At 60.6% G+C, this 21,985-nt stretch carries 19 protein-coding genes; 9 read left to right on the forward strand and 10 right to left on the reverse strand.

What is annotated here, in order from left to right:
* Nucleotides 1–249: 249 nt before the first annotated feature.
* Nucleotides 250–1,986 carry a proline--tRNA ligase gene (locus ACZ6ZO_RS11875; protein WP_465292834.1) on the reverse strand — a complete coding sequence of 579 codons (1,737 nt, stop codon included), beginning with the start codon at nucleotides 1,984–1,986 and terminating at the stop codon, nucleotides 250–252.
* Nucleotides 1,987–2,009: 23 nt separating this feature from the next.
* Between ACZ6ZO_RS11875 and yaaA the strand changes: the two genes are divergently transcribed.
* Nucleotides 2,010–2,717 (forward strand): peroxide stress protein YaaA, encoded by a 708-nt coding sequence (gene yaaA, locus ACZ6ZO_RS11880; RefSeq protein WP_465292836.1) that lies wholly within the window; start codon nucleotides 2,010–2,012, stop codon nucleotides 2,715–2,717.
* Between the two features lie 42 nt (nucleotides 2,718–2,759).
* Nucleotides 2,760–3,263 (forward strand): hypothetical protein, encoded by a 504-nt coding sequence (locus ACZ6ZO_RS11885; RefSeq protein WP_465292838.1) that lies wholly within the window; start codon nucleotides 2,760–2,762, stop codon nucleotides 3,261–3,263.
* A gap of 14 nt (nucleotides 3,264–3,277) precedes the next feature.
* On the opposite strand, the gene pdxY is transcribed toward ACZ6ZO_RS11885, so the two are convergent.
* Together pdxY and arfB are read right to left on the reverse strand one after the other, a co-directional pair.
* A complete protein-coding gene (pdxY, locus tag ACZ6ZO_RS11890; protein WP_465292840.1) occupies nucleotides 3,278–4,159 on the reverse strand; it encodes a pyridoxal kinase PdxY in 882 nt (293 codons plus the stop codon).
* Nucleotides 4,160–4,183: 24 nt separating this feature from the next.
* A complete protein-coding gene (gene arfB / locus ACZ6ZO_RS11895; RefSeq protein ID WP_465292842.1) occupies nucleotides 4,184–4,630 on the reverse strand; it encodes an alternative ribosome rescue aminoacyl-tRNA hydrolase ArfB in 447 nt (148 codons plus the stop codon).
* Between the two features lie 32 nt (nucleotides 4,631–4,662).
* Here arfB and ACZ6ZO_RS11900 point away from each other — a divergent pair, with 32 nt between their 5' ends.
* Nucleotides 4,663–5,331: an alpha-ketoglutarate-dependent dioxygenase AlkB family protein gene (locus tag ACZ6ZO_RS11900; protein WP_465292844.1), complete on the forward strand. Its 669-nt coding sequence runs from the start codon at nucleotides 4,663–4,665 to the stop codon at nucleotides 5,329–5,331.
* Nucleotides 5,332–5,334: 3 nt separating this feature from the next.
* Nucleotides 5,335–5,643 (forward strand): hypothetical protein, encoded by a 309-nt coding sequence (locus tag ACZ6ZO_RS11905; protein WP_465292846.1) that lies wholly within the window; start codon nucleotides 5,335–5,337, stop codon nucleotides 5,641–5,643.
* Between the two features lie 175 nt (nucleotides 5,644–5,818).
* Here ACZ6ZO_RS11905 and ACZ6ZO_RS11910 read toward each other — a convergent pair whose 3' ends face one another.
* The gene (locus tag ACZ6ZO_RS11910; RefSeq protein WP_465292848.1) at nucleotides 5,819–5,992 is read right to left on the reverse strand and encodes an antitoxin VbhA family protein; all 174 of its coding nucleotides are present in this window, start codon (nucleotides 5,990–5,992) and stop codon (nucleotides 5,819–5,821) included.
* A gap of 309 nt (nucleotides 5,993–6,301) precedes the next feature.
* On the opposite strand from ACZ6ZO_RS11910, the gene ACZ6ZO_RS11915 reads away from it, so the two are divergent.
* The 4 genes from ACZ6ZO_RS11915 (at nucleotide 6,302) to ACZ6ZO_RS11930 (ending at nucleotide 13,941) form a co-directional block, all read left to right on the forward strand.
* Entirely contained in the window at nucleotides 6,302–8,269 is a 1,968-nt protein-coding gene (locus ACZ6ZO_RS11915; protein ID WP_465292850.1) for a class I SAM-dependent DNA methyltransferase, read from the forward strand.
* Nucleotides 8,269–9,483 (forward strand): restriction endonuclease subunit S, encoded by a 1,215-nt coding sequence (locus tag ACZ6ZO_RS11920; RefSeq protein ID WP_182386347.1) that lies wholly within the window; start codon nucleotides 8,269–8,271, stop codon nucleotides 9,481–9,483. The genes ACZ6ZO_RS11915 and ACZ6ZO_RS11920 overlap by 1 nt, the downstream gene beginning before the upstream one ends.
* 3 nt (nucleotides 9,484–9,486) lie before the next feature.
* Nucleotides 9,487–12,750, forward strand: a complete 3,264-nt coding sequence (locus tag ACZ6ZO_RS11925) for a type I restriction endonuclease subunit R (RefSeq protein ID WP_465292853.1) — start codon at nucleotides 9,487–9,489, stop codon at nucleotides 12,748–12,750.
* Between the two features lie 69 nt (nucleotides 12,751–12,819).
* Nucleotides 12,820–13,941: an ATP-binding protein gene (locus tag ACZ6ZO_RS11930; RefSeq protein ID WP_465292855.1), complete on the forward strand. Its 1,122-nt coding sequence runs from the start codon at nucleotides 12,820–12,822 to the stop codon at nucleotides 13,939–13,941.
* A 218-nt stretch (nucleotides 13,942–14,159) separates the two neighbouring features.
* Here the strand turns inward: ACZ6ZO_RS11930 and cobA are convergent, their stop codons facing one another.
* The 6 genes from cobA to mqo are packed head-to-tail and all read right to left on the reverse strand — an operon-like array spanning nucleotide 14,160 to nucleotide 20,200.
* On the reverse strand, nucleotides 14,160–14,888 hold the full coding sequence (gene cobA / locus ACZ6ZO_RS11935) for a uroporphyrinogen-III C-methyltransferase (RefSeq protein WP_465292857.1): 729 nt from the start codon (nucleotides 14,886–14,888) through the stop codon (nucleotides 14,160–14,162).
* Between the two features lie 11 nt (nucleotides 14,889–14,899).
* On the reverse strand, nucleotides 14,900–16,243 hold the full coding sequence (locus ACZ6ZO_RS11940; protein ID WP_465292859.1) for a cobyrinate a,c-diamide synthase: 1,344 nt from the start codon (nucleotides 16,241–16,243) through the stop codon (nucleotides 14,900–14,902).
* Nucleotides 16,237–16,842, reverse strand: coding sequence for a cob(I)yrinic acid a,c-diamide adenosyltransferase (gene cobO, locus ACZ6ZO_RS11945; protein WP_182386352.1), 606 nt, complete (start codon nucleotides 16,840–16,842; stop codon nucleotides 16,237–16,239). Before cobO ends, ACZ6ZO_RS11940 begins: the two co-directional genes overlap by 7 nt.
* Before the next feature lie 46 nt (nucleotides 16,843–16,888).
* A complete protein-coding gene (locus ACZ6ZO_RS11950) occupies nucleotides 16,889–17,653 on the reverse strand; it encodes a vWA domain-containing protein (protein WP_182387259.1) in 765 nt (254 codons plus the stop codon).
* A gap of 1 nt (nucleotide 17,654) precedes the next feature.
* Complete coding sequence (locus ACZ6ZO_RS11955; RefSeq protein ID WP_465292861.1) at nucleotides 17,655–18,695, reverse strand: ATP-binding protein; 1,041 nt, start codon at nucleotides 18,693–18,695, stop codon at nucleotides 17,655–17,657.
* A 5-nt stretch (nucleotides 18,696–18,700) separates the two neighbouring features.
* Entirely contained in the window at nucleotides 18,701–20,200 is a 1,500-nt protein-coding gene (gene mqo, locus ACZ6ZO_RS11960; RefSeq protein WP_465292863.1) for a malate dehydrogenase (quinone), read from the reverse strand.
* A gap of 276 nt (nucleotides 20,201–20,476) precedes the next feature.
* On the opposite strand from mqo, the gene mtr reads away from it, so the two are divergent.
* On the forward strand, nucleotides 20,477–21,826 hold the full coding sequence (gene mtr, locus ACZ6ZO_RS11965) for a mycothione reductase (protein ID WP_465292865.1): 1,350 nt from the start codon (nucleotides 20,477–20,479) through the stop codon (nucleotides 21,824–21,826).
* The last annotated feature ends 159 nt before the right edge of the window (nucleotides 21,827–21,985 follow it).

The raw sequence follows: 21,985 nt of genomic DNA on the forward strand, positions 1-21,985 counted from the left end.
CTCAAGAACCAAACAGCCGACTGGGAAACCCCAGTCGGCTAACAGCCATGCCAGAAAACAACACGGCCAAACAACCCCGGCTGAAAAATCAACCCCGGCTAATCCACCCCCGGAGTTGACAAACTATATAGGAACACCCCCCCGCAAAACACCCACATCTACTCCCAGTCTCGAGTTGCACGTATCGAACTCAAACCCAAAACCCCATCAAAAAAGCCCCCACCCAACAGGATGGGGGCCGACTAGAACTTAGCCCAGCAGCTCTTGCACCTTAGCTAGTGCGGAGTCGTAGGCGATTTCGAGGGTTTCGCCGCCGCGGATGCGGATTTCTACGTTTCCGTCGGCGAAGCTGCGGCCCAGGATGACGACCAGTGGCATGCCGAGGAGTTCGGCGTCTTTGAATTTGACGCCTGGGGATACTTTTGGACGGTCGTCGAAAAGCAAGTCAATGCCAGCGTTGGAGAGCGAGGCGGCGAGGGACTCGGCGGCTTCGCCCGCGGCGGCGTCCTTGTTGGCGACGGCGATGTGGACCTGGAATGGCGCAACTTCTGCCGGCCAGACGAGGCCCTTGTCGTCGTGCATTTGTTCTGCGAGCACTGCTACCAGGCGAGAGACGCCGATGCCGTAGGAGCCCATGGTCGGGATGGCGGTTTTTCCGTTTTGGTCGAGGATCTGCACGTCCATGGCGGTGGTGTACTTGCGGCCGAGCTGGAAGATGTGGCCGATTTCGATGCCGCGTTCCAGGGTGAGGGTGCCCATGCCTTCCGGCGCTGGGTCACCTTCGCGGATTTCGGCGACCTCGATGTACGCGTCGATGGTGAAGTCGCGGCCACAGACCATGTCCACGGCGTGCTTGTCGCGGGCGTCGGCGCCGGTGATCCAGCGGGTGCCTGACACAACACGCGGGTCGGCGAGCACGCGGACATCGTTTTCTTGCAGTGCCCGTGGCCCGATGAAGCCCTTGACCAGGAATGGGTACTTGGCAAAGTCCTCCTCTGACAGCAGCTCAACCTCGGCTGGTTCGAAGGAGGCTTCGAGGCGCTTCATGTCGGCCTCGCGGTCGCCTGGCAGGAGCACGCCGGTGAGTTCCCAGTCCTCGCCCGGCTGGCGAACCTTCACCGCAAGACACTTGAGGGTGTCGGCAGCGGTCACATCAAGGTCTGCGGATTGCGCCCAGTCCACCAAAGCTGCGATGGTCACGGCACCGGGGGTCTCGTGTACGACGGCCTCTGGCTGGCCCTCGATGGGTTGCTCCACGCCCGGCTGCGTCACCACGGCCTCCACGTTCGCGGCGTAGTTACCTTCGGTAGCGGACACAAAGGTGTCTTCGCCGTTTTCGGAGATCGCGAGGAATTCCTCGGAGGCGGAGCCGCCCATGGCGCCGGAGGTTGCAGCGCAGATGGCGTACTTCACGCCCAGGCGGTCGAAGATCCGCTGGTAGGCCTTGCGGTGCGCCTGGTAAGAGGCCTCGAGCCCCTCATCGGACATGTCGAAGGAGTAGGAGTCCTTCATCACGAATTCGCGGCCACGGAGGATGCCGGCGCGTGGGCGCTCCTCGTCGCGGTATTTGGTCTGGATCTGGTACAGCGTGACCGGGAAGTCCTTGTAGGAGCTGTACAGGTCTTTGACTGCCCAGGTGAACATCTCTTCGTGGGTGGGGCCGAGGAGCATGTCTGCGTCCTTGCGGTCCTTGAGGCGGAAGAGGGAGTCGCCGTATTCGGTCCAGCGGTTAGTGATTTCGTAAGGCTCGCGTGGCAGCAGAGCCGGGAAGGCGAGTTCCTGGGCGCCGATGGCGTCCATTTCTTCTCGCACGACGGCCTCAATGTTGCGGAGGACTTTCAGTCCGAGCGGCAGCCAGGAGTAAATGCCGGGGGCGACGCGGCGGATGTAGCCGGCGCGGACGAGCAGCTTGTGGCTTGGGACTTCGGCGTCTGCCGGGTCTTCGCGCAGGGTGCGAAGGAACAAAGAGGACATGCGAGTGATCATGGAACGCTATTCTATACGGCGTCATGATGATTATTCTTCCGCCCTCCGAAACCAAGGCGCATGGTGGCGTCGGCAAGCCACTGCTTCTCGACGCCCTATCCTTCCCTTCCCTGAACCCGACCCGCTCGGCGATTGCCCGCGACCTGTCTGAGCTGGACGTTGATACCGCATGTCAGGCGTTGAAACTGTCCGATAAGTTGCGCCCCGAGGCGGAGCTGAACCAGCAGCTATTCACCTCCCCCACGATGCCGGCGATCCAGCGCTACACGGGCGTGCTTTACGACGCCCTCGATCCCACCACCCTGCCCGCCACAGACTCGCTGTTCATTTGTTCCGCCCTGTTTGGTCTGGTGCAGGCAAGCGACATGATCCCCCACTACCGGCTCTCGGGAGGCACTAAACTCCCCACGGTTGACGGAGCAACACCAACAATGAAGGCACGGTGGGGTTCGCTGATTACGGATGCGATCGCGAGCCACGATGGCCTGAAAGTCGACCTGCGCAGTGGCACCTACCAGCAGCTGGGGCGCGTCAAAGATGCCGTGACGGTGCGGGTGGAGAAGGACGGCAAGGTCGTCAGCCACTTCAACAAGCATTATCGCGGGCTGGTGGCGCGGGAGCTGGCGCTGGCTGAGCCGTGCGACTGCATCGCTGACGTCATGCGGACGCTCAACACCGCTGGGATGCAGGTCGAGCAGCGTTCGGAGACGGAGCTGTGCCTCATGGTGTAGCAATTACCCGCAGCCGCTTAGCTTAGGCTAACCTACCTAACTATGACTACAACATCACGCATCGTCCGGGCAGCAAGTGTGGTGGCAATGGGCGTCGTTACGCTCGCGCTTGCTGCTTGCGGCACTGACGCCCCAGAACCCGCACCGACCACCACCCCGGCCACGCCAACCACCCAGGTAGCCGAACCGGCCGTCACGGCGGACAAGACCGAGAGCCTTAGCGAGGGCGACACCATCACCGCGAAGGCCACCGGCCTGAACCCGAAGCGGGGCTACTACGCCGCGATCTGCGCCACCTCCGGCCCAGCCGGCGCTCCCCCGCTGTGCACCGGCGAGCGCGCCGATACCGCAGCGCAGCAGTGGCTGACCAACAAGCCGGGTGGCACCGCCCCGCTTCACGACGACGGTTCCGCCGAATTCACCCTCAAAGCCGTATCCACCGGCCCTGACCTGGACTGCAAGGCCACCGAATGCGTGCTCAAGGTGTTCGGCGACCACACCGAAGGCTTCACTCCGGTAGCTGAGGTGCCGGTGTCCTTCTCTTAAGGGCAGCCCAGCTCTTACGCGATCTTCGTGACCTCGAAGCGGCACTGTGGGTACGCGAACGCTTCTTGGGCCTTGATCAGCTCCAGTTCAGCGGAGCCGGATTCGTAGGTCACCTTCAGCAACTCGTACACGCTGGCGGCAGTGTTGCCGAGGGCGATCGACAGATCACCAGCGATGCCAGCTCCGCGGATCAGGTTGCCCGCGAACAGCGCCGCCGTCACGTCGCCCGACCCGTTGCGCTTGAACGGCAGGTACGGTGTGGACACCAGCCAGGCGCCCGCGCTGTTCACGGCCAGCATCTCGATGGTGTCCTCCGGGGCCTCCGGACGCAGCACACTGGTGACCAACACGGCCTCCGGACCCATCTCGCGGGCGGCGTGAGCTGCTGCGATGGTGGATTCCAGGTCAGAGACCTCGCGGCCGGTTAAGTATCCGAGCTCGAACTGGTTCGGGGTAATGACGTCCGCCACTGGCACCACCTTGTCGCGCAGCAGTGGCGGGATGTCGTCGGAAACGTGGCAGCCACTCTTGGCGTTGCCCATCACTGGATCGCAGGAGTAGATGGCCTGTGGGTTGCGCTCCTTCACCAGGGCGACTGCCTCAACGATCGCGTCGGCGATGTCGCTGCCACCCTGGTAGCCGGAGATGATGGCGTCGGCATCGCCCAGGCGGCCAAGCTCGTCGACGCCCTGGATCACAGCGCGCACGTCAGCGGCAGGGATCAGCGGGCCGCGCCACTTGCCGTAGCCGGTGTGGTTGGAAAAGGCGACGGTGTGGACGGGCCAGACTTCAAAGCCCGCGCGTTGCAGCGGGAATACGGCAGCGGAGTTGCCGACGTGGCCGAAGCTCACGTGCGACTGGATGGACAGGATCGAGGGGGTGCATTGTTCGTTCATTCGTCTATTGTGCACCGCGGGCAGTTAGAAGCCCGACATAGGCCTGCGTCTATTCGCTTTTATTTCGGATCGGCGTTGCTTTGCTGCTTTACGACGCCGCAGTGCCGCCCGCGTCGGCCTCGTCGGCCGGCGTTTCGGAGGTGGCGGACCGACGGCCTCACGCAGCAGCTCCCCGAGACGCCGCCGGGCTTCCGCGCGGTTGCGGATTTGGGAGCGTTGCGCGGCGACCGAGACTGTGAGGACCGTGCCGTCGAGGCGCGCCGCGAGGTTGCGCAGGGCGCGGCGGCGGTGGGCGTCGGAAAGCACGGTTAGGCTAGCCAGGTCTACGGAGAGCTGCACCTTGCTGTCGGTGGTGTTCACTCCCTGACCGCCGGGGCCGCCCGAGCGAGCGAAGCGTTCCCGCAGCTCGGCAGCCGGGATGACCAGGCCGCGCGGGATGCCCGGGCCTGGTGCGATAGTCAAGGGGTCCATGGGGAACAGTGTAGGGGGCTACACTTGACCTCATGCTTTTCGACGCCCTCCCCCGCACCAACACCCAGGTCACCCCGGGCGTCGTTCACCTGCCGAATTGGTTGCCGATTGATCAGCAGGCAGACATTATCGACCAGCTGCGAGCCATAGCCCGTGCGCTCTCCGGCACGCCGTTGGCCATGGCACGCCCGCAGCTGAAAAGTGGCCACATGCAGGTGTTTATGCTACACCTGGGTCGCTATTGGGCGACCAATCCGTATCGCTACGTCACACACGTCGAAGGCCAGCCCGTGCCGCCGATCCCCGTGAATCTGACGAAGCTCGCCATGGACGCGCTTGACGAAGCCTCGCACTACGACAGCTCACTAGCCACCACGTCCTTCCGCCCCGACATGGCGCTGGTGAACTACTACCCGCCCAGCGCCACCATGGGCTTACACCAGGACCTCAACGAGGATTCCCCCGCACCAATCGTGTCCCTCTCTATCGGCGACGAAGCACTGTTTCGGATCGGCGGTACCGAAAATAGGAATAAGCCCTGGGACGACGTCACCCTGACCAGCGGCGACATCATCGTCTTCGGCGGCCCGAAACGCCTCGCCTTCCACGGCGTGCCACAAACCCGACCGGGGACGCTGCCCAATGGCTGCGGGCTTAGCGACGGCCGGATCAACATTACCTTTCGGCAGGTGGAGACATAGACGATGAGTAATGACTTCAACGCCGATGCGCCACGCAAGTCCTCTCTCACCGCGGCCGCTTTACGGTACCCCAGGCGGTTCGGTTGGGGTTTTACAGCGCTGGCGGCAATCGCGTCGTATGTGCAACTGCTCCTTCCCTACCGCTGGTGGAACGTAACCGTGATTGTTCTGGGCATTATTCTCGTTGCCACATTCGTCGCGAATTGTTATTTGGCTGCTAAAACGAAGCGCACGGAACTCTGGTTCGCTGCGGCCTTGGCTTTGGCCTCGCCATTGTTAGTGATAATCATCGCGCTGCTGCTTTTCCTTTAAAACCGCAGCACGTCTATTTCATTGAACCACGAATCAGAATCTCCGAGCTGAACGGTACATGCATTAACGAGGTCAGCCTCAGCTGCAGCAAGGTCCCGCGAATCACGTAATCCAAGAAGATTCTTTAGTGTCGATGTTCCTGGCTCGATATATGGGTCAAGAGGCGCCACATTTTCTAAGCCAACCCGAATCGTGCGCGAGTGCGTTCCACTAATTGCGCCGCAGAGATTTCGCCGACGACATAGCGCTCAGCGTCTTCGTTGTAGGCCCTACTTGTGATGAGACCCTCCAACGTATTTGTATGTTTTGCCTGTTCAACGCTATCTTTGCGCAGTTGTTGCAGATTCATTTTGACCTCCTTTACTTCCAAAACTCTACCTACATCGTCATTGACGATGGAAGTACGTACCCACGGGAGCACTCAAGCAGAGGGCAATGTGGGTGTCATCGTGATCTAAAGCAGGTCCCCGGACAGGTGCGCCACAGCTTCCATGCCGCATGTTTCGTCTTAGCTTTTCTGTTCAACGGTGTCAGTTACGTGTCCTCCCCGGATGTAATGCTGTGTTCAGCAGAGCAAACGCCACGAAAAAACACCGAAAAATTAGCTTTTACCTGCTACGATATTGAATCTGCAAGACTGTTAATTGAATGGAGAACCATGTCCCCTACCCCTGAGCAGATCGCCCACGCCCGCAGCACTACAGCCAACGCAGTGTGGAATACGGCGGATCGTTATTTGCGCAGCGTGGTCGAACCGGAGGAATACGGCGACTACATCATCCCGTTCGCAGTCCTGCGACGCATTGAGTGCATGTTGGACGATAAACGTGAAGCGTTTAACGAGCTGTACAACAAGATGTCTCAAGGTGGCACTAAGGACGTCAATCCGCGTATGCTGAGCTTGCGCGCGTCCCACGAGCTGCAGCTGTCTTTTTATAACACGTTCCCGCTCGATTTGAAGGCCATCGGCAGTAATGATGACAACGTGGATGTGGCCCTCAAGAGCTACATCGATTCTTTCTCCGACAACCTGACAGACATTTGGCGCGCATTTAAATTCCACGACAAAATCGACACTTTGCATGCCGCTGGTCGTCTGTTCGGCGTGGTCCAGCACTTCGCAGGTATCGACATGCACCCTGACCTGCTGCCCGACACCGCGATGGGCGACATGTTCGAGGACATCATGTACCGCGCGTTCAACACCAAGGGCAAGAGTGCGGGTGCGTTCTACACCCCGCGTGACGCAATCTCCCTCATGGTGGACATCTTGTTCTCCTCTGATGATGAGGGGTTATCCGGTGAATCTCCCAGCCGTACGATTTACGATCCGTGCGCCGGAACGGGCGGCATGTTGCTCGTGGCGAAAAATGAGCTGCAAGCGTTCAACCGGAACGCCCAAGTTTCACTCCACGGCCAGGAGTTGATGGATTTCGCGTACGGTATCGGTAAAGCCGACCTGATTATGCTCGGCAACAAGCCGGAGTCTATCCTCCTGGGCGATACGCTGGTCAACGACCGTTTCGAGGGCCAGACCTTCGACTATATCCTCACCAATCCACCGTACGGTTCCGACTGGTCTGCGGTCTATGACGATGTGACTCGCGAAGCAGCCCGGGAGGGTTCCCGCTTTAGCCACGGGCTGCCCGCCAAGTCCGATGGCCAGATGTTGTTCCTGTCCCATGTGGTACACAAGCTAACGGATCCGCACGGTGAGACCGGTGGTGGGCGTGCGGGCATTATCCTCAACGGTTCGCCCCTGTTCACGGGCGCTCCCGAGTCCGGCCCTGACCGTATCCGTGCATGGCTGCTTAACGACGACCTAGTGGACGCAATCATCGCCCTACCAACATCCATGTTCTACGGCACCGGCATTGCCACCTACATCTGGATTCTGGATAAAAACAAGGAACCGCACCGCCGGGGCAAGATTCAGCTGATTAACGCCACCGACCAGTGGACCCCGATGCGCAAAGGCATGGGCGACAAGCGACGTGAGCTTTCCCCGAAAGATCGTGAGATCATCACCAAGGCGTACGCAGCTTTCGAAGAGTCGGATATTTCCAAGATCGTCACCGCAGACGACCTTGGGTTCAAAGACGTGCCGGTCTACCGCCAGGAACGATACATCACTGTGTTCTCCGACGAGGCTGTGGAGCAAGCCCGCGCCTACAAGGCCTTCACCGACGCACACGTCGAGGTCATGCGCGAGCTGGACGGCGCGGTCTGGAACGAGCTACCGGACCTACTCAAGACCAAGGCCAAGGTACGCGGGCTCAAGATGCCCGTCGGCCTCATCACAAAGATCATGCAGGCCATGGCCGTACATGACGACGCCGCCCCCGCCGCAATCGATCACAAAGGAAACCCGGTCTCCATGGCCGGATGGAAGATGACCGAGCGTATCCCACTAACAGAGGACGTGGACGAGCACATGCGCCGTGAGGTCTTGCCGTTTGCCCCAGATGTGACCTGGGACGAGAACGCGGCCAAGATCGGGTACGAGATTCCGTTCACCCGCCTGTTCTACGTGCCGGAGGAGGTACGTCCGCTGGCCGAGATCGACGCCGATGTCCAGCGTGTGATGGGCGAGCTGATGGACATGTTCCAGGAGGTGAAGCGGTAATGGGAACAGTGCAGAACAAGTGGCTGCGCAAGGTTAACCCGGATTGGAAAATCGTCCCGTCCTACCTGTTATTTTCTGATCGGCAGCAGCAATGTCTGCCAGGTGACGAACACCTCACCCCATCACAAAAGTACGGAGTAGTTCGTCAAAGCGACTTTATGGAAACTACAGGTAACCGTGTAGTCCTCAATCTGTCCGGTGCTAACAAAATGAAGCACGTCGAGCCGGGCGATTTCGTAATTCACCTGCGTAGTTTTCAGGGCGGGATTGAGTACAGCACTCTACGGGGAAAGGTAAGTAACGCTTATACCGTGCTATCACCGAGCGAAGATGTCCACCACGACTTCTTCCGATGGTTCATGAAGTCCGACCTGCTAATTTCCGGCTTGGAAACGCTGACTGACCAACTACGGGACGGTCAAACGATCAATTTTGCACGATTCTCCCGCTTGTCTTTCCCCCTCCCACCGCTCGACACTCAGCGTGCCATCGCGGACTACCTCGACCGAGAGACGGGCGAGATTGACGCGATGCTGGACAAGCTCAATGGTCTGGGCCGGTTGCTGGAGGAGCGACGGAAAAACGAAATCACCCAATCGTTTTTGTCTGAAAACACAGCCGAGCTTTGGCATTTTTGTGAGGTCAACCCTGTTACACCTGAATTTCGGAGCCTGACTGACGGTACTCAAGTCACCTTCATGCCCCTCGAAACAATTTGGTCGGACAAGCGAGCTGACTTTTCTCGAACAATTGAATGGTCGAAAAAGGTTGGTTCGTACACTGAATTTCGTTCCGGGGACGTGCTCATTCCTAAGATCACCCCGACTTTCGAGGCAGGTCGTTCAACGGTGGCGGACATTCCACTTCCTATCGGCCTGGCAACCACAGAAGTCCACATTGTGCGTACAAGGCCAGAAAGAGCCCTTTCCCAATGGCTAAGTTATGCTTTCCAAACTTCCATGTTCCTCAAAGAAGGCGAATCAGTACTCCAAGGGGTGGGAAATCTCCGGCGTATTAGCCCTCAGTGGTTGCAGTCGTTTAAGGTTCCAGCTTTGTCGCTAGACGAGCAGGAGCGCATCTCCCAGCACCTGGACGAGACCACCGCACGTATTGACGCGATGCTGGCTAAAACCCAGCAACTCAAAGATTTGCTCACCGAGCGTAGGTCTGCCCTGATTACCGCCGCCGTCACCGGACAGATAAAGGTGTACTAAGCCATGAACCACACACTTGAGCACGGGTTTGAAACCGCTATCTGCCAGCATCTTGCCACCTCGGGATGGACGTACGTGGACGGGGCGCGCGACACCGGGTTCGACCCCGACCTCGCCCTGTTCCCTGGGGACGTGCTGGACTGGCTAGCCACCCAGTACCCGACTGATTACGCCAAAGTCTGCCCACCGGACTTGGGAGAGGTAGCGACCAAGGCCGCGCAACACCGGCTGCTGATCTACCTGTCCAAGTTGCTGGGTAAGGCGCCGCAGAAGAACCATACCAAGGGTGGCACCATCGGCGGCCTGCTCGGCGTGCTGCGCGACGGGTTCAGCTACATGTCTGCAGCTCACGGTAAAGCCACCTTCGGCCCCATGGCCGGGTTCTACCCCACCAACCCACTGCTCACCGAGGTGACCGAGCGTGCTGACGCGAACCGACTGCGTGTTATCCGGCAAGTGCATTTTGACACCCGCCCGGGCAACAACGAGACCATCGACCTCGTGCTGCTACTCAACGGAATCCCAGTGGCCACGCTGGAGCTTAAGACAGACAACACCCAAACCATTGAGGACGCGATCCGCCAGTACAAGAAGGACCGCAAACCTGGCAAAACCCGCACCCTGCTGCAACCAGGACGATGCCTCGTGCACTTCGCCGTGTCCAACACCGAGGTGCAGATGGCAACTGCACTTGCAGGAGACAAAACATTCTTCCTCCCCTTCAACCAAGGCAACGGCGAAAGCGCAGGCAACCCGCCGTGTGCGGACGGCTCCGAGACCTCGTACCTGTGGCGGGACGTCCTCGCACCCCGCAGCCTGCTCCAAATCTTGTCCACCTACGCCATGTGGCAGCCCTCGGACAAGGGCGGATACTTGGTGTTTCCCCGCTTCCACCAGCGCCGCGCGGTGGAAAACGTCATCCGCGACATTGAGGTCGCGGGCGTGGGCCAGCGCTACCTGATTCAGCACTCGGCGGGCTCGGGCAAAACCAAAACCATCGCGTGGCTGGCTCACCGCCTGGCCCGGCATTTTAGCGGCGAGATCAAAACTTTTGACTCGATCATCATTATCTCCGACCGGCAGGTGCTCGACCGCAACCTCGCGGACGAAATCAAACTCCTGCCCGCGTCGGCTGGCCTGGTGGTGAACGTTGATGCGAAGCAGGGCGCGAAGTCGCCGCAGCTCTCGAAAGCATTGCGGGAAGGCGGCCATATCATCACCTGCACATTGCAGACCTTCCCCGTCGTGAAGCAGCTGCTTGATAGCGATTCGAGCCTAGCCAATCGCCGTTGGTGCGTGATCGTGGACGAAGCGCACTCTTCCCAAAGCGGCAGTTCCAGCTCCGCATTGAAAGAGCTGTTGGCGCAGGTCACAGGCGCTGATGTTGCCGATTTGAACGAAGCTGATGACTCCGACTCTCCAGTCGAGGCACGTTTGGAAGAAACCCTGGCTGCACACCGCTCGCCAGTGGAACAACTCATCGAGGCAAAGCTAGCTGCGCAAGACCAGGCGGCCAGCGCAGCCACCAACATCACCTTTGTTGCGTTCACCGCCACGCCGAAGCCAAAGACGATGCGCATTTTCGGCACCTACGATCCAGAGACGGACACGTGGAACGCCTTCGATCACTACACCATGGCTCAGGCTATCCAAGAGGGCTTCATCCTGGATGTTCTGACCAACTACACCACGTACAGCAATTACATCCGTATCGCGGACTCCATGAGCCGCGATGAAATGGTGAACAAGGGTGAGGTTGTGGGTGAAATCGTGCGCTACGCCCGCGAGCACCCCACCAATATTGCCCAAAAGGTGGCGGTCGTGGTTAACCACTACCGTGATAATGTCGCTGGGCTTCTTGGCGGGCAGGCACGAGCCATGGTGGTGGCGGCCACGCGCGAGTCCGCGTTCCACTGGTGCAACGAGATGAACAAATACATTGCCAAGAACAACTGGCAGGACGAATTCAAGACTCTCGTAGCATTCTCCGGTTCGCTCGATGTTCCTGCCCCCAAAAAGCCAGTGCGTACACCTGAGATGACGGATGAGCAGTTTGCCCAGCTAGTGGAAGATTACGAACTCGATCTTGCCCAGCGCGAGGGACGCGCCACCGCCGATGGAACGTACACAGAAGCCTCGTTTAACGGACTATCCGATACGGAGGGCGCTTACAAAGATTCGGATAGTCCGTACCGGGTGCTGATCGTGGCCAATAAATTCCAGACCGGCTTCAACGAGCCACGCCTGTGCGCGATGTACGTGGACAAAAAGCTCTCGGGTGTTGCAACCGTGCAAACCCTGTCTCGTCTCAACCGCACGTTCCCGGGTAAGACAGACCCGATGGTGCTGGACTTTGTCAACGATGCCGATTCGATTCTGGCTGATTTTCAGAAGTTTTACACGGCCGCCACCTTGTTCGGCGATGTGGAACCGTCAGCATTGTTCGAGGTTGCCGAGCGTATCGACGGTGCCGGTTTTTACACCGCTTCCGACATCGAGGCAGTTGCGGTAGCTGCCACCGGAGATGAGGTAGACCACGAGGTGTTCCGCTCGACCATCTCCCCGATTGTCCATCGCTGGAATGAGGGACTGCGTCAAGCGCGACTAAGCGGAGATGAAGACGAAGTCAACCGCCACAAGGCCTTCCGATCTGACCTGCACACCTATGTAAAGTCCTGGGAATTCTTGTCGCAGATCGTCAATTTCCAAGACACCACCATGCGCAAGCGCGCCATTCTGGCATCCTATGTGTTGCGTAACCTTCGATTGGGCCTGTCCGATGTCATCGACGTGTCCTCGGTAGACATCATTGGCATTGCGGTGGCCCCGAAGTCAGTGTCCGAAAACCTGGGCCTGACTGACGGTGACGGTCAGCTGGAAGTACCGACCTTAGGAGGCGGAACCGCGCCGGCCGATTCCTCCCTGGGTATCGCTTTCACTGAGGCCGTGGATGAGGCCAATGCGATTCTCACCGCTGCGGGCATTCCTGCATCTAACAAGGCAGTGCGCGGGTTCGTCATGCAGGTGTGGGGCACCTTGGCGCCTAATCAGTCAGTGGCGAAAATGGCTGCTGAGAACACAGCTAGCCAGCTGGAGCACGCTCCTGCGTTTGAGCAGGCAGTGGTCGGTGCTTTGATCGAGGTCATGAACGAATCGCGGGAGATCCAGGAACTGTTCCTCAGCGATGATGTCTCCCTCAAGGGCCTGAAAAAGGTACTGGCAGGACTCGCCCACAATGCAGTGCGGCAGGAGGAGTCACAGAGATAAGTCTCGAGCCAGACAATTATCAATTTATCAACCCGTGCATTTTTATCAATTTATCAATACGCTTGCGGTATGTCTCATAACCCGTTCCGCCCGACCTTCGGCGCTTCGCCACGCTTTTGGGCTGGCCGCCGCACGGCTCTGACCCAGTACCACGACGCCATCCAGGGCCCTGCGGGCCACCCGGACCGCTCGATTGTCATTTCAGGTTCCCGTGGCATCGGCAAAACGGTGCTGCTCACGGAACTAGAAGACATTGCCCGCAGCCACGGCTGGCTGGTGCTGCGCGTCCCCAGCGCCCCTGGTTTGGTTGATCGCCTGGTCAATTCGATTATCCCCACCGCCCGCCAGGAGTTCCGCGGCCGCCAGTCCAACACCCGCGTCACTGGGGTGAAGCTACGCATGCTGGGGGTTGATACCGAAACGTCCTTTGAGGACGCACCAGTGCCCACCCTGTCCTCTGAACTGCGGGGACTGCTCGCGGAGCTCACTCCGCACGGCACGGGCATGGTTATCTCGGTCGATGAAATCCAGGACTGCGACCCCGCTGACCTGCGCGAACTCGCCACCGCCTACCAGGACCTCATTCGCGATGATCTGCACGTCAGTCTTATCGTTGCGGGGCTCACCCATGGCGTCGATAAGCTGCTTGACTTGCCCGGCACCACCTTCATGCGGCGTGCGCGCCACTTCGAGCTCGGCCCGCTTACCGACGACGATTCCCGCGCCATCCTCGTCGAATCCGCCACCGGCACCTCCCACGAATTCACCGAAGCTGCTGCCGACGCCGCCGTCGCCCTTGCGAAAGGCTACCCCTACCTGCTGCAACTCGTCGGGTCGCTCGCCTGGGAACACGCCACCGGCGACATCACCGAAGACGACGTCGTCGCAATCCGCGCCGAAGCCATCACCACCATGGGTCGCCAGGTCCACCAACCCGCCGTCAAAGGCCTCCCGGAACGACAGCTCGAATTCCTCCACGCCGTCGCATACCTCAGCAACGACGGCGCACCCGTACGAACCGCAGAAGTAGCCTCACTCTTGGGACGCCCCATCACTGCGATCAGCGATACGCGCGCCAAACTCATCGCCCGCGACCTGCTCGAATCAGCAGGCTGGGGCAGCCTACAATTCGTCCTCCCCTACTTCCAGGACTTCCTGCACACCGGGTCCCAGCCGACCAGAATTCAGTGACCATTTTTTGATGAGGGTTCGCCGGCTAGGGAAACCTCTTCCCTGGGTGCAGGCCTAGGTGGGTAAAAAGCTAGGCCCCGACATTACGCCCCCGAGAATGCCCCAAAAGCACCCCAGAAACCCCGAACTTCGGGAGGGTAATGTCGGGGACAACGCGGAACAGCCATTCCGCTACCGCCACAATTTTCTCCAGTGAAATGATCCCAGCCAGATCCCTACTACAGCCTGGCCACATCCCCGATCACGATGACGGCTGGTGGCTGCACGCCTTCTGAGACCAGCGAGGCTCCCAGTTCTCCCAAGGTGGTGCGAAAGCCCGTTTGCGCAGCTGTGGTGCCTTCTTGGATGACGGCTACGGGGGTGGATTCGGGGCGGCCGGCGTCGATAAGCGCGCTGGCGATGGCGCCGCCGTTCTTTACGCCCATGATAACGACGAGGGTGCCGCCCGTTTGTGCGAGCGCCTCCCAGTTGTTCAGGGAGGTCGGGTGTCCGGGTGGGACGTGGCCGGAGATGACGGTGAAGGAATGCACCATGCCTCGTTGGGTGACCGGTACACCGAACACGGCAGGGACGGATATGGCAGATGTGACGCCAGGGACTACCTCGACGGTGATGCCAGCCTCCGCGCAGGCTTGGATCTCTTCAAAACCGCGGCCAAAAACGAACGGATCCCCGCCTTTCAGTCGCACCACCTTCTTACCCGCCTGGGCGTGTTCCACCAGCATGGCGTTGATTTTCTCCTGCGCCACCTGCCGCCCGTAGGGCAGTTTGGAGCAGTCGATCACTTCTTTGGCGGACAGGTCGCAGAGCTTGTCCAGTTCGGCGGTGGGACCCAGGTGGTCGGCGAGGATCACGTCGGCGTTTTGCAGCGCGTGCATGCCACGTACCGTGATGAGGTCCCACGCTCCGGGACCGCCGCCAACCAAGACAACTGGGTGTTTTTCCATAGCCACTAATTTTACTGCGCGGTTTTCGCCGCCACGCATTGGGCAACGAAACGCTCGATTGCCTGCGGGCAGGACGCCGGGTGCACGTGCAGATAGGAGGCATGGATCGTCTCCGAGACGAACCCTTCCGCCCGGTTGGATCCGTCCCAGGCGCGCCAGCCCCACGCCGGGGCGAAACCGGCTACCGATTCCTCGGTGAGCGCGGTGTGGTGGAACTCGTGCCCGGTGACGCGCTCCCCCGCCTGGTACAGCACGCTGTCGGTCAGCGCGACGGCCTCCCGGTACCCGAGGGTGAGTCGCCGACGCATCGCGGCGTGCGTGGGGATCAACCCGACCATGGGGTGCGCGTCGAGGGTCTCTACCAGCCACAGCAGTCCGGCGCATTCGCTGTGAATAGGCTTGGTGCGGGCGTGCGCGCGGACAGCGTCGCGCAGGTCAGCGCGAGCACTGAGCTTTTCGACGTGCTCTTCCGGGAATCCACCCGGAATGATCAGCCCGTCGCATTCCGGGAAATCATCCACCAGCGGGTCAAAGTCAATCACGGTCGTCCCAGCGGCGGCGAGGATCTCCCGGTGCTCGGCGTAGGCGAAGGTGAAGGCTGGGCCCCCGGCGAGCGCAATGCGCGTCTGTTCAAAGGTGCGCACTCCCGGAGTCCAGGCTGGCCCCTCATAACTGCAGGCGGCAAGTTCCACGATCGCGCCCAGGTCGCAGTGTTCGGCCACCAGGTCGGCCATGCGATCTACCGCGTCACGGGCTTTTGCCCCGTGTTCCTCGGCGGTGATGAGCCCTAGGTGTCGGGAAGGAACCTCTACCTTGTCTACCCGCGGGATGGCACCGACGACGGGAATTCCCGCTGCTTCCACAGCGTCACGGCACACGGCGGCGTGCCGCTCCGAACCGACCTGATTCAGGATCACGCCTCGAATCGCGATGTCGCTGCGTTCCTGGGTAAATCCCCGTACCAGGGCCCCGACGGACTGGCTCATGCCGCGCACGTCTACGACCAAAATCACTGGCAGGCCAAGCTCGGCGGCGATGTCGGCTGATGACCCGGCGGGGTGACCGCCGATCCGGCCGTCGAAAAGCCCCATGACGCCTTCCACCACGGCAATGTCCTTGCCGGCGGCGCCGTGCGCGTAGAGCGGTCCGATGAGGCCGGGGCACATGACCATGTCTAGGTTGCGGCCCACCTGCCCGGTGGCGAGGCTGTGATAGGACGGGTCGATGTAGTCCGGCCCGACCTTGAACGGCGCCACGGTGCGGGTCCGGGCCAGCGCCGCCATCAGGCCAGTCGCGATCGTGGTTTTGCCCGTCCCGGAGCCGGTGGCGGCGATGAGGATGCCCGGTGTTACCACTCGATGCCCTTTTGCCCCTTGCGTCCCACGTCCATGGGGTGCTTGATCTTTGTCATCTCGGTGACCAGGTCCGCGACCTCGATCAGCTTCGGGTCTGCGTCCCGGCCCGTGATCACCACGTGCTGCGTGCCAGGACGGTTGCGCAGGGTCTCCACCACATCGTCCACGTCGATCCACCCCCACTTAATCGGGTAGGTGAACTCGTCCAGGACGTAAAAGTCGTGTTCCTCGGCCATGAGACGGCGTTTGACTTCTTCCCAGCCATCGCGCGCATCCTGGGCGTGGTCCTCATCCGAGCCTTGCTTCTTGGCCCAGGACCAGCCCTCGCCCATTTTGTGCCACTCGACGCTGCCGGGCTCCAGCTCACCAAGGCGCCTAAACACCGCCTCCTCGCCCACCTTCCATTTCGCAGACTTCACAAACTGGAACACGCCCACCTTCATGCCCTGGTTCCAGGCACGCATGGCCATGCCGAACGCTGCGGTGGACTTGCCCTTGCCGGGGCCGGTGTGCACGGCCGTGATCGGTAATAGTCGGCGCTGCTTGGTGGTTAATCCGTCATCAGGGATGTTCGCGGGATCTACTTTTCCTTGCGGCATGGCCACACTCCTTTTCGTTAGTAACGCTCGAGTTTACCGATACCCGCTACAAGGCATCGATCACGCCGACCACATTGTCGGCGCTGAGTTCAGACAGGCGCAGGCACACTGCGTTCATCTGCTTCGCCAGTTCCCGCGCCAGGCCCAGCTGCACTCGACCGGGTTTCTCGCAATCGATCACCACGGGCGCGGCGAGCCGGCGGGCCGCGATGGTGTGCGCGGCCTGGCGAGCTCCCTCGAGACCGGAACCGCCGGTGGCGCGCCCATCCGAGATCACGATCAGGATCGGTCGCCGCCCCGGTTCCCGCCGGTGCTCACGTTCCATCAATTCATGGGCTTTGAGCAGGCCTTCACCCAATGGGGTGCGCCCGCCGGTGGGGAGGCCATGCAGCCGGCGCACTGCCACATCAATGGACGAGGTAGGCGGCAGCACCACTTCGGCGTCCGCGCCACGTACCGTGATCACGGCGACGCGATCTCGGCGCTGGTAGGCGTCGCGAAGCATGGAGTGCACTGCCCCGGTGACGGCTGCCAACCGGTCCTGGCCCGCCATCGACCCGGAGGAGTCCACCACGAACACAATCAGGTTCGCCTCCCGGCCGCGCCGCAGCTGCCCGCGCAGGTCCTGGGGCCGGAAATCAATGAGGCCTTCCACCACCCGGCCACCGCGGTTTGCTGCGGCGAGCACCGTGCCCACCACGTGTAGCCCATGGCCGCCCTTGACCGCGCGCACGCTCGCGCCCTGCGGCGTGTACGCATAGGAGCGACGGCCCGGCACCCCTTCCGCGCCGGTGCCGGCGCGACGCACCAGCCTAGGAGCGAAACTGAGCGCCAGTCTCGGCGCTACCTACCTTCCCATCCGACGGCGGTTCCTCGGGTTCCTTCTCGGGCTGCGCTGGTGGCTCGTTGGGTTCCGGTTCTGGCTCCTCAGGTGTGTCCTCGCGGGCGTCATCCAGGGCTTGGTCCAGTTGGTCCTCGTCCAGGCCGGGCTCATCAAACGGGTCACGGCGCTTGCGGTGTGGCAGCGCGAGCTCGGCGGCGGCCTTGATGTCCTCCTCGGCAACCTCAGTCGCGCCACGCCAGGCCGCGTGGGCCTTCGCTGCGCGGGCAATGACCAGGTCAGCGCGCATGCCATCCACATCAAACGCAGCACAGACATGGGCGATGGTGCGCAGCGCCTCATCCCCGAGCGTGACCTCCAGCGACTTCGCCTTAGCGATCCGCGCACTCAGCTCCGCGGTCTCCTGTTGCCACTGCGCAGCAAACGCCACGGGGTCTGCTTCAAAAGCGAGGCGCCGCCGCATAATTTCAGCACGCTTGTCGACGTCCCGAGATGCCACCACCTCTACCGCCAGGCCGAACCGGTCCAACAGTTGCGGGCGCAGCTCCCCCTCTTCCGGGTTCATCGTGCCTACCAGCACAAACGACGCCGGGTCAGAGTGGGAAATTCCATCGCGTTCCACTGTGACGCGGCCGGTGGCGGCGGCATCAAGTAGCGCGTCGATGAGGTGATCTGCCAGGAGGTTCACCTCGTCCACATAAAGCACACCGCCATGAGCTTGGGACAGCAGTCCCGGCTGGAATTCGGTGTGGCCGGTGGTGAAGACCTTTTCCACGTTGAGGGATCCCACCACGCGGTCCTCAGTGGCGCCGAGCGGCAGGTTCACTAGTGGGGCGCCTTCCAGGAGGGCAGCGAAAGCGCGGACGGTGGTAGTTTTTGCGGTTCCTTTTTCTCCGCGTACGACGACGCCCCCGATCCGGGGGGAAATCGCGTTGAGGATCAAGGCCAGTTTGAGCTGATCTTGTCCAACAACTGCTGCGAAGGGGAACCCCGGATCAGGGGCGAGAGTCACTGTGATTAGTCCTCCAGTTTCAGGGTCTTCTGGGTGCGCTCCCAGACCTCGTTGAACAGCTTCGGATCACCGGAGAGCTTCACACCGTAGGTAGGAACCATTTCCTTCAGCTTTGGACCCCACTCGATCATGCGGTTGCCGAAGCAGCGCTCCAGCACCTCGATCATGGCGGATGGGGCGATGGAAGCACCTGGGGATGCGCCGAGCAGGCCGGCGATGGTTCCCTCTGGGTTGTTGATCAGTGCGGTACCGAACTCCAGGGAACCGAATCGTGGGAAGCCGGCAGGCTTGATGATCTGGACGCGCTGACCTGCGATAACCAGCTCCCAGTCCTCCGCCTTCGCGGTTGGCATATACTCGCGGAGGGACTCCAGGCGAGCAGCCTCATCCTTCATCACTTCGGTGACCAGGTACTTGGTCAGGCCCATCTCCTGCACGCCAACGCCCATGTAGGACGGCAGGTTGCCTGGGCGGAAGGACTTGAACAGGTCCAGGTAGGAGCCCTGCTTCAGGAACTTCGGGGTCCAACCAGCGTATGGGCCGAACAGCAGGCCCTTCTTGCCGTCGATCACGCGGGTGTCCAGGTGAGGAACAGACATTGGTGGGGTGCCCACGGAAGCCTGGCCGTAGACCTTCGCGGCGTGCTGCTCAATGAGCTCCTCGTTGGTGCAGCGCAGCCAAGCGCCGGACACTGGGAAACCGCCGTAGCCCTTGATCTCCTTGATGCCGGACTTCTGCAGCAATGGCAGTGCCATGCCGCCAGCACCGACGAACACAAAACCAGCCTTCACGGTCTGGATGTCACCGGTGTGGACGTTCTTGACGGTCACCTTCCACTTGTCGCCGTCGGCCTTGATGTCCTTGACCTCGTGGCCGTAGCGGACCTCAGTGCCACCCTTTTCAGCTGCGTCCAGGAACTGCTTGGCCTGAGCACCGTAGTTAATGTCGGTGCCCTCGTCGAACCAGGAAATGTTGACCTTTTCAGCGTCAAAGTCACGGCCCTTAGCCATCAGTGGCAGGAACTCGGCGAACTTCGAGTCATCGTCGGAGTACTGCATTCCCTGGAACAGGGTGTGCTTGGAGAGCTTTTCATAGCGCATCTTGATGTACTTAACCTGGTCATCACCACGGCCGAAGGAGACGTGAGGAACCGGGTTAATGAACTCGCGAGGGTCGGTCAGGATGCCATTCTCAACCTGGTGAGACCAGAACTGACGAGAGACCTGGAACTTTTCATTGATGTTCACAGCCTTGGAGATGTTCACTTCACCGTGCTGCAGTGGCGTGTAGTTCAGCTCGCAGAGCGCGGAGTGACCGGTACCCGCGTTGTTCCACGGGGAGGAGGACTCCTGAGCTGGGACATCCAAGCGTTCAAAAATGATCTGAGACCAGGTTGGCTCGAGTTGTTTCAGCATCGCACCCAGCGTGGCGCTCATGATACCTGCGCCGATGAGGACAACATCCGCCTCGTCAGTTACCTTTGCGCTTACTTTAGCTTCGGACACTGTAACTCAACTTCTTTCATCAACTGTGCGTATGTATAGAAACCCCGGACTACTAGTGCCTCGAGGTGGACTTCCCATTCTTGTTGTCAGCCAAAAAGCCGGACAAACTAGTCCGTTACCAATCAAGCTTACGCGCAAAAATTGCAGCTTTGGTAAAACTTCCCCCACAAATTGGGAATTTTCACCCCAATGGGAATATGCATGGGGCGCTCGCCATCAACGTGAAAATCTCACTACTATGCCTACCAGGACCCTAACTTTTAGAAGGAGCGCTACGTGGGCAAGCACTACGACATCATCATCATCGGCACTGGTTCCGGCAACTCCATCCCCGGCCCCGAATTCGATGACAAGTCCATCGCGATCATCGAGAAGGGTACCTTCGGCGGCACCTGCCTCAATGTCGGCTGCATTCCCACCAAAATGTACGTCTACGCGGCGGATATTGCCCGCACCATCGAGGAATCCGGCCGTTACGGAATTAAGGGGCAGTTCGAGGGGGTGGATTGGGCGTCGATAAGCAAGCGCGTCTTTACCGACCGCATCGACCAAATCGCCGCAGGTGGCGAAGCTTACCGACGTGGACCTGAAACCCCCAACATCGACGTCTACGACCAACACGCCCGCTTCACCGGTCCGAAAACCATCCGCACCGGATCTGAGGAAATAACCGGCGACACCATCATCATCGCCGCAGGTTCGCGCCCTCAAATCCCCGCGGCTATCGCCGAATCCGGGGCCCGCTATTACACCAACGAAGACATCATGCGCATCCCTTCGCTCCCTAAGCGTATGACCGTCGTCGGCGCCGGCTTCATCGCCTGCGAATTCGCGCACGTCTTCTCCTCCCTCGGCGTATCCGTGACGCAACTGGTGCGCAGCGACCGCATGCTCCGCGGCCTCGACGACGACATCGCCGCCGCCTTCCAACGCGCCGCCGAAACCCAATGGGACGTCCGCTACGAAGTCGAAGTCACCGCAGCCACCGACACCGGCGTCACCCTCAGCGACGGCACCGAGCTGGAACACGACATCCTCCTCGTCGCCACCGGACGCATCCCCAACGGCGACCAAATGGACCTCCACCTCGGCGGCATCGACATGAAAGACGGGTCCATTAAAGTCGACGAATACGGGCGCACCACCGCCGACGGAGTCTGGGCACTCGGCGACGCCTCCTCCCCCTACCTCCTCAAGCACGTCGCCAACGCCGAAATGCGCGCAGTACGCCACAACATCCTGCACCCCGACGACCTGCAGACCATGCCACACGACCACGTCCCCGCCGCCGTGTTCACCCACCCCCAAATCGCCTACGTCGGACTCACCGAAAAAGAAGCACGCGAAAGCTACGACGTAACCGTGAAAGTCCAAAAATATGGCGACGTCGCCTACGGGTGGGCAATGGAAGACACCACCAACTTCGCCAAACTCATCGCCGACAAAAACACCGGACGCCTCCTCGGCGCCCACATCATCGGCCCCCAAGCCTCAACCCTCATCCAGCAACTCATCACCGTCATGGCCTTCGACCTCGACTGCCGCGACGTAGCCACCAAACAATACTGGATCCACCCCGCACTGCCGGAACTCATCGAAAACGCGCTGCTGGGGTTGGAGTTTTAGGGATCTTGGGACTTTTCGAGACCTGTTTTTCGAGACTCGGTGAATAAAACCCCTAAAATACCCCGGGACTGCGGACTTTTTGTTGGAGGGTCTGCGTGGCTGAGCCCGGCGTGTGTTGCCGGGAGGAAGCTGCTTGTTATGCCTGTCAGTAGGACTGTT

The sequence above is a fragment of the Corynebacterium sp. NPDC104732 genome, from assembly GCF_055583565.1.

Excerpts from the sequence above, each read along its gene's own strand:
- yaaA (WP_465292836.1), top strand. The coding sequence starts at position 2,010 with ATGATGATTATTCTTCCGCCCTCCGAAACCAAGGCGCATGGTGGCGTC.
- ACZ6ZO_RS11885 (WP_465292838.1), top strand. The coding sequence starts at position 2,760 with ATGACTACAACATCACGCATCGTCCGGGCAGCAAGTGTGGTGGCAATG.
- arfB (WP_465292842.1), bottom strand. The coding sequence starts at position 4,630 with ATGGACCCCTTGACTATCGCACCAGGCCCGGGCATCCCGCGCGGCCTG.
- ACZ6ZO_RS11930 (WP_465292855.1), top strand. The coding sequence starts at position 12,820 with ATGTCTCATAACCCGTTCCGCCCGACCTTCGGCGCTTCGCCACGCTTT.
- ACZ6ZO_RS11920 (WP_182386347.1), top strand. The coding sequence starts at position 8,269 with ATGGGAACAGTGCAGAACAAGTGGCTGCGCAAGGTTAACCCGGATTGG.
- cobO (WP_182386352.1), bottom strand. The coding sequence starts at position 16,842 with ATGCCGCAAGGAAAAGTAGATCCCGCGAACATCCCTGATGACGGATTA.
- ACZ6ZO_RS11925 (WP_465292853.1), top strand. The coding sequence starts at position 9,487 with ATGAACCACACACTTGAGCACGGGTTTGAAACCGCTATCTGCCAGCAT.
- ACZ6ZO_RS11875 (WP_465292834.1), bottom strand. The coding sequence starts at position 1,986 with ATGATCACTCGCATGTCCTCTTTGTTCCTTCGCACCCTGCGCGAAGAC.
- ACZ6ZO_RS11900 (WP_465292844.1), top strand. The coding sequence starts at position 4,663 with ATGCTTTTCGACGCCCTCCCCCGCACCAACACCCAGGTCACCCCGGGC.
- ACZ6ZO_RS11915 (WP_465292850.1), top strand. The coding sequence starts at position 6,302 with ATGTCCCCTACCCCTGAGCAGATCGCCCACGCCCGCAGCACTACAGCC.
- ACZ6ZO_RS11910 (WP_465292848.1), bottom strand. The coding sequence starts at position 5,992 with ATGAATCTGCAACAACTGCGCAAAGATAGCGTTGAACAGGCAAAACAT.
- pdxY (WP_465292840.1), bottom strand. The coding sequence starts at position 4,159 with ATGAACGAACAATGCACCCCCTCGATCCTGTCCATCCAGTCGCACGTG.
- ACZ6ZO_RS11905 (WP_465292846.1), top strand. The coding sequence starts at position 5,335 with ATGAGTAATGACTTCAACGCCGATGCGCCACGCAAGTCCTCTCTCACC.
- cobA (WP_465292857.1), bottom strand. The coding sequence starts at position 14,888 with ATGGAAAAACACCCAGTTGTCTTGGTTGGCGGCGGTCCCGGAGCGTGG.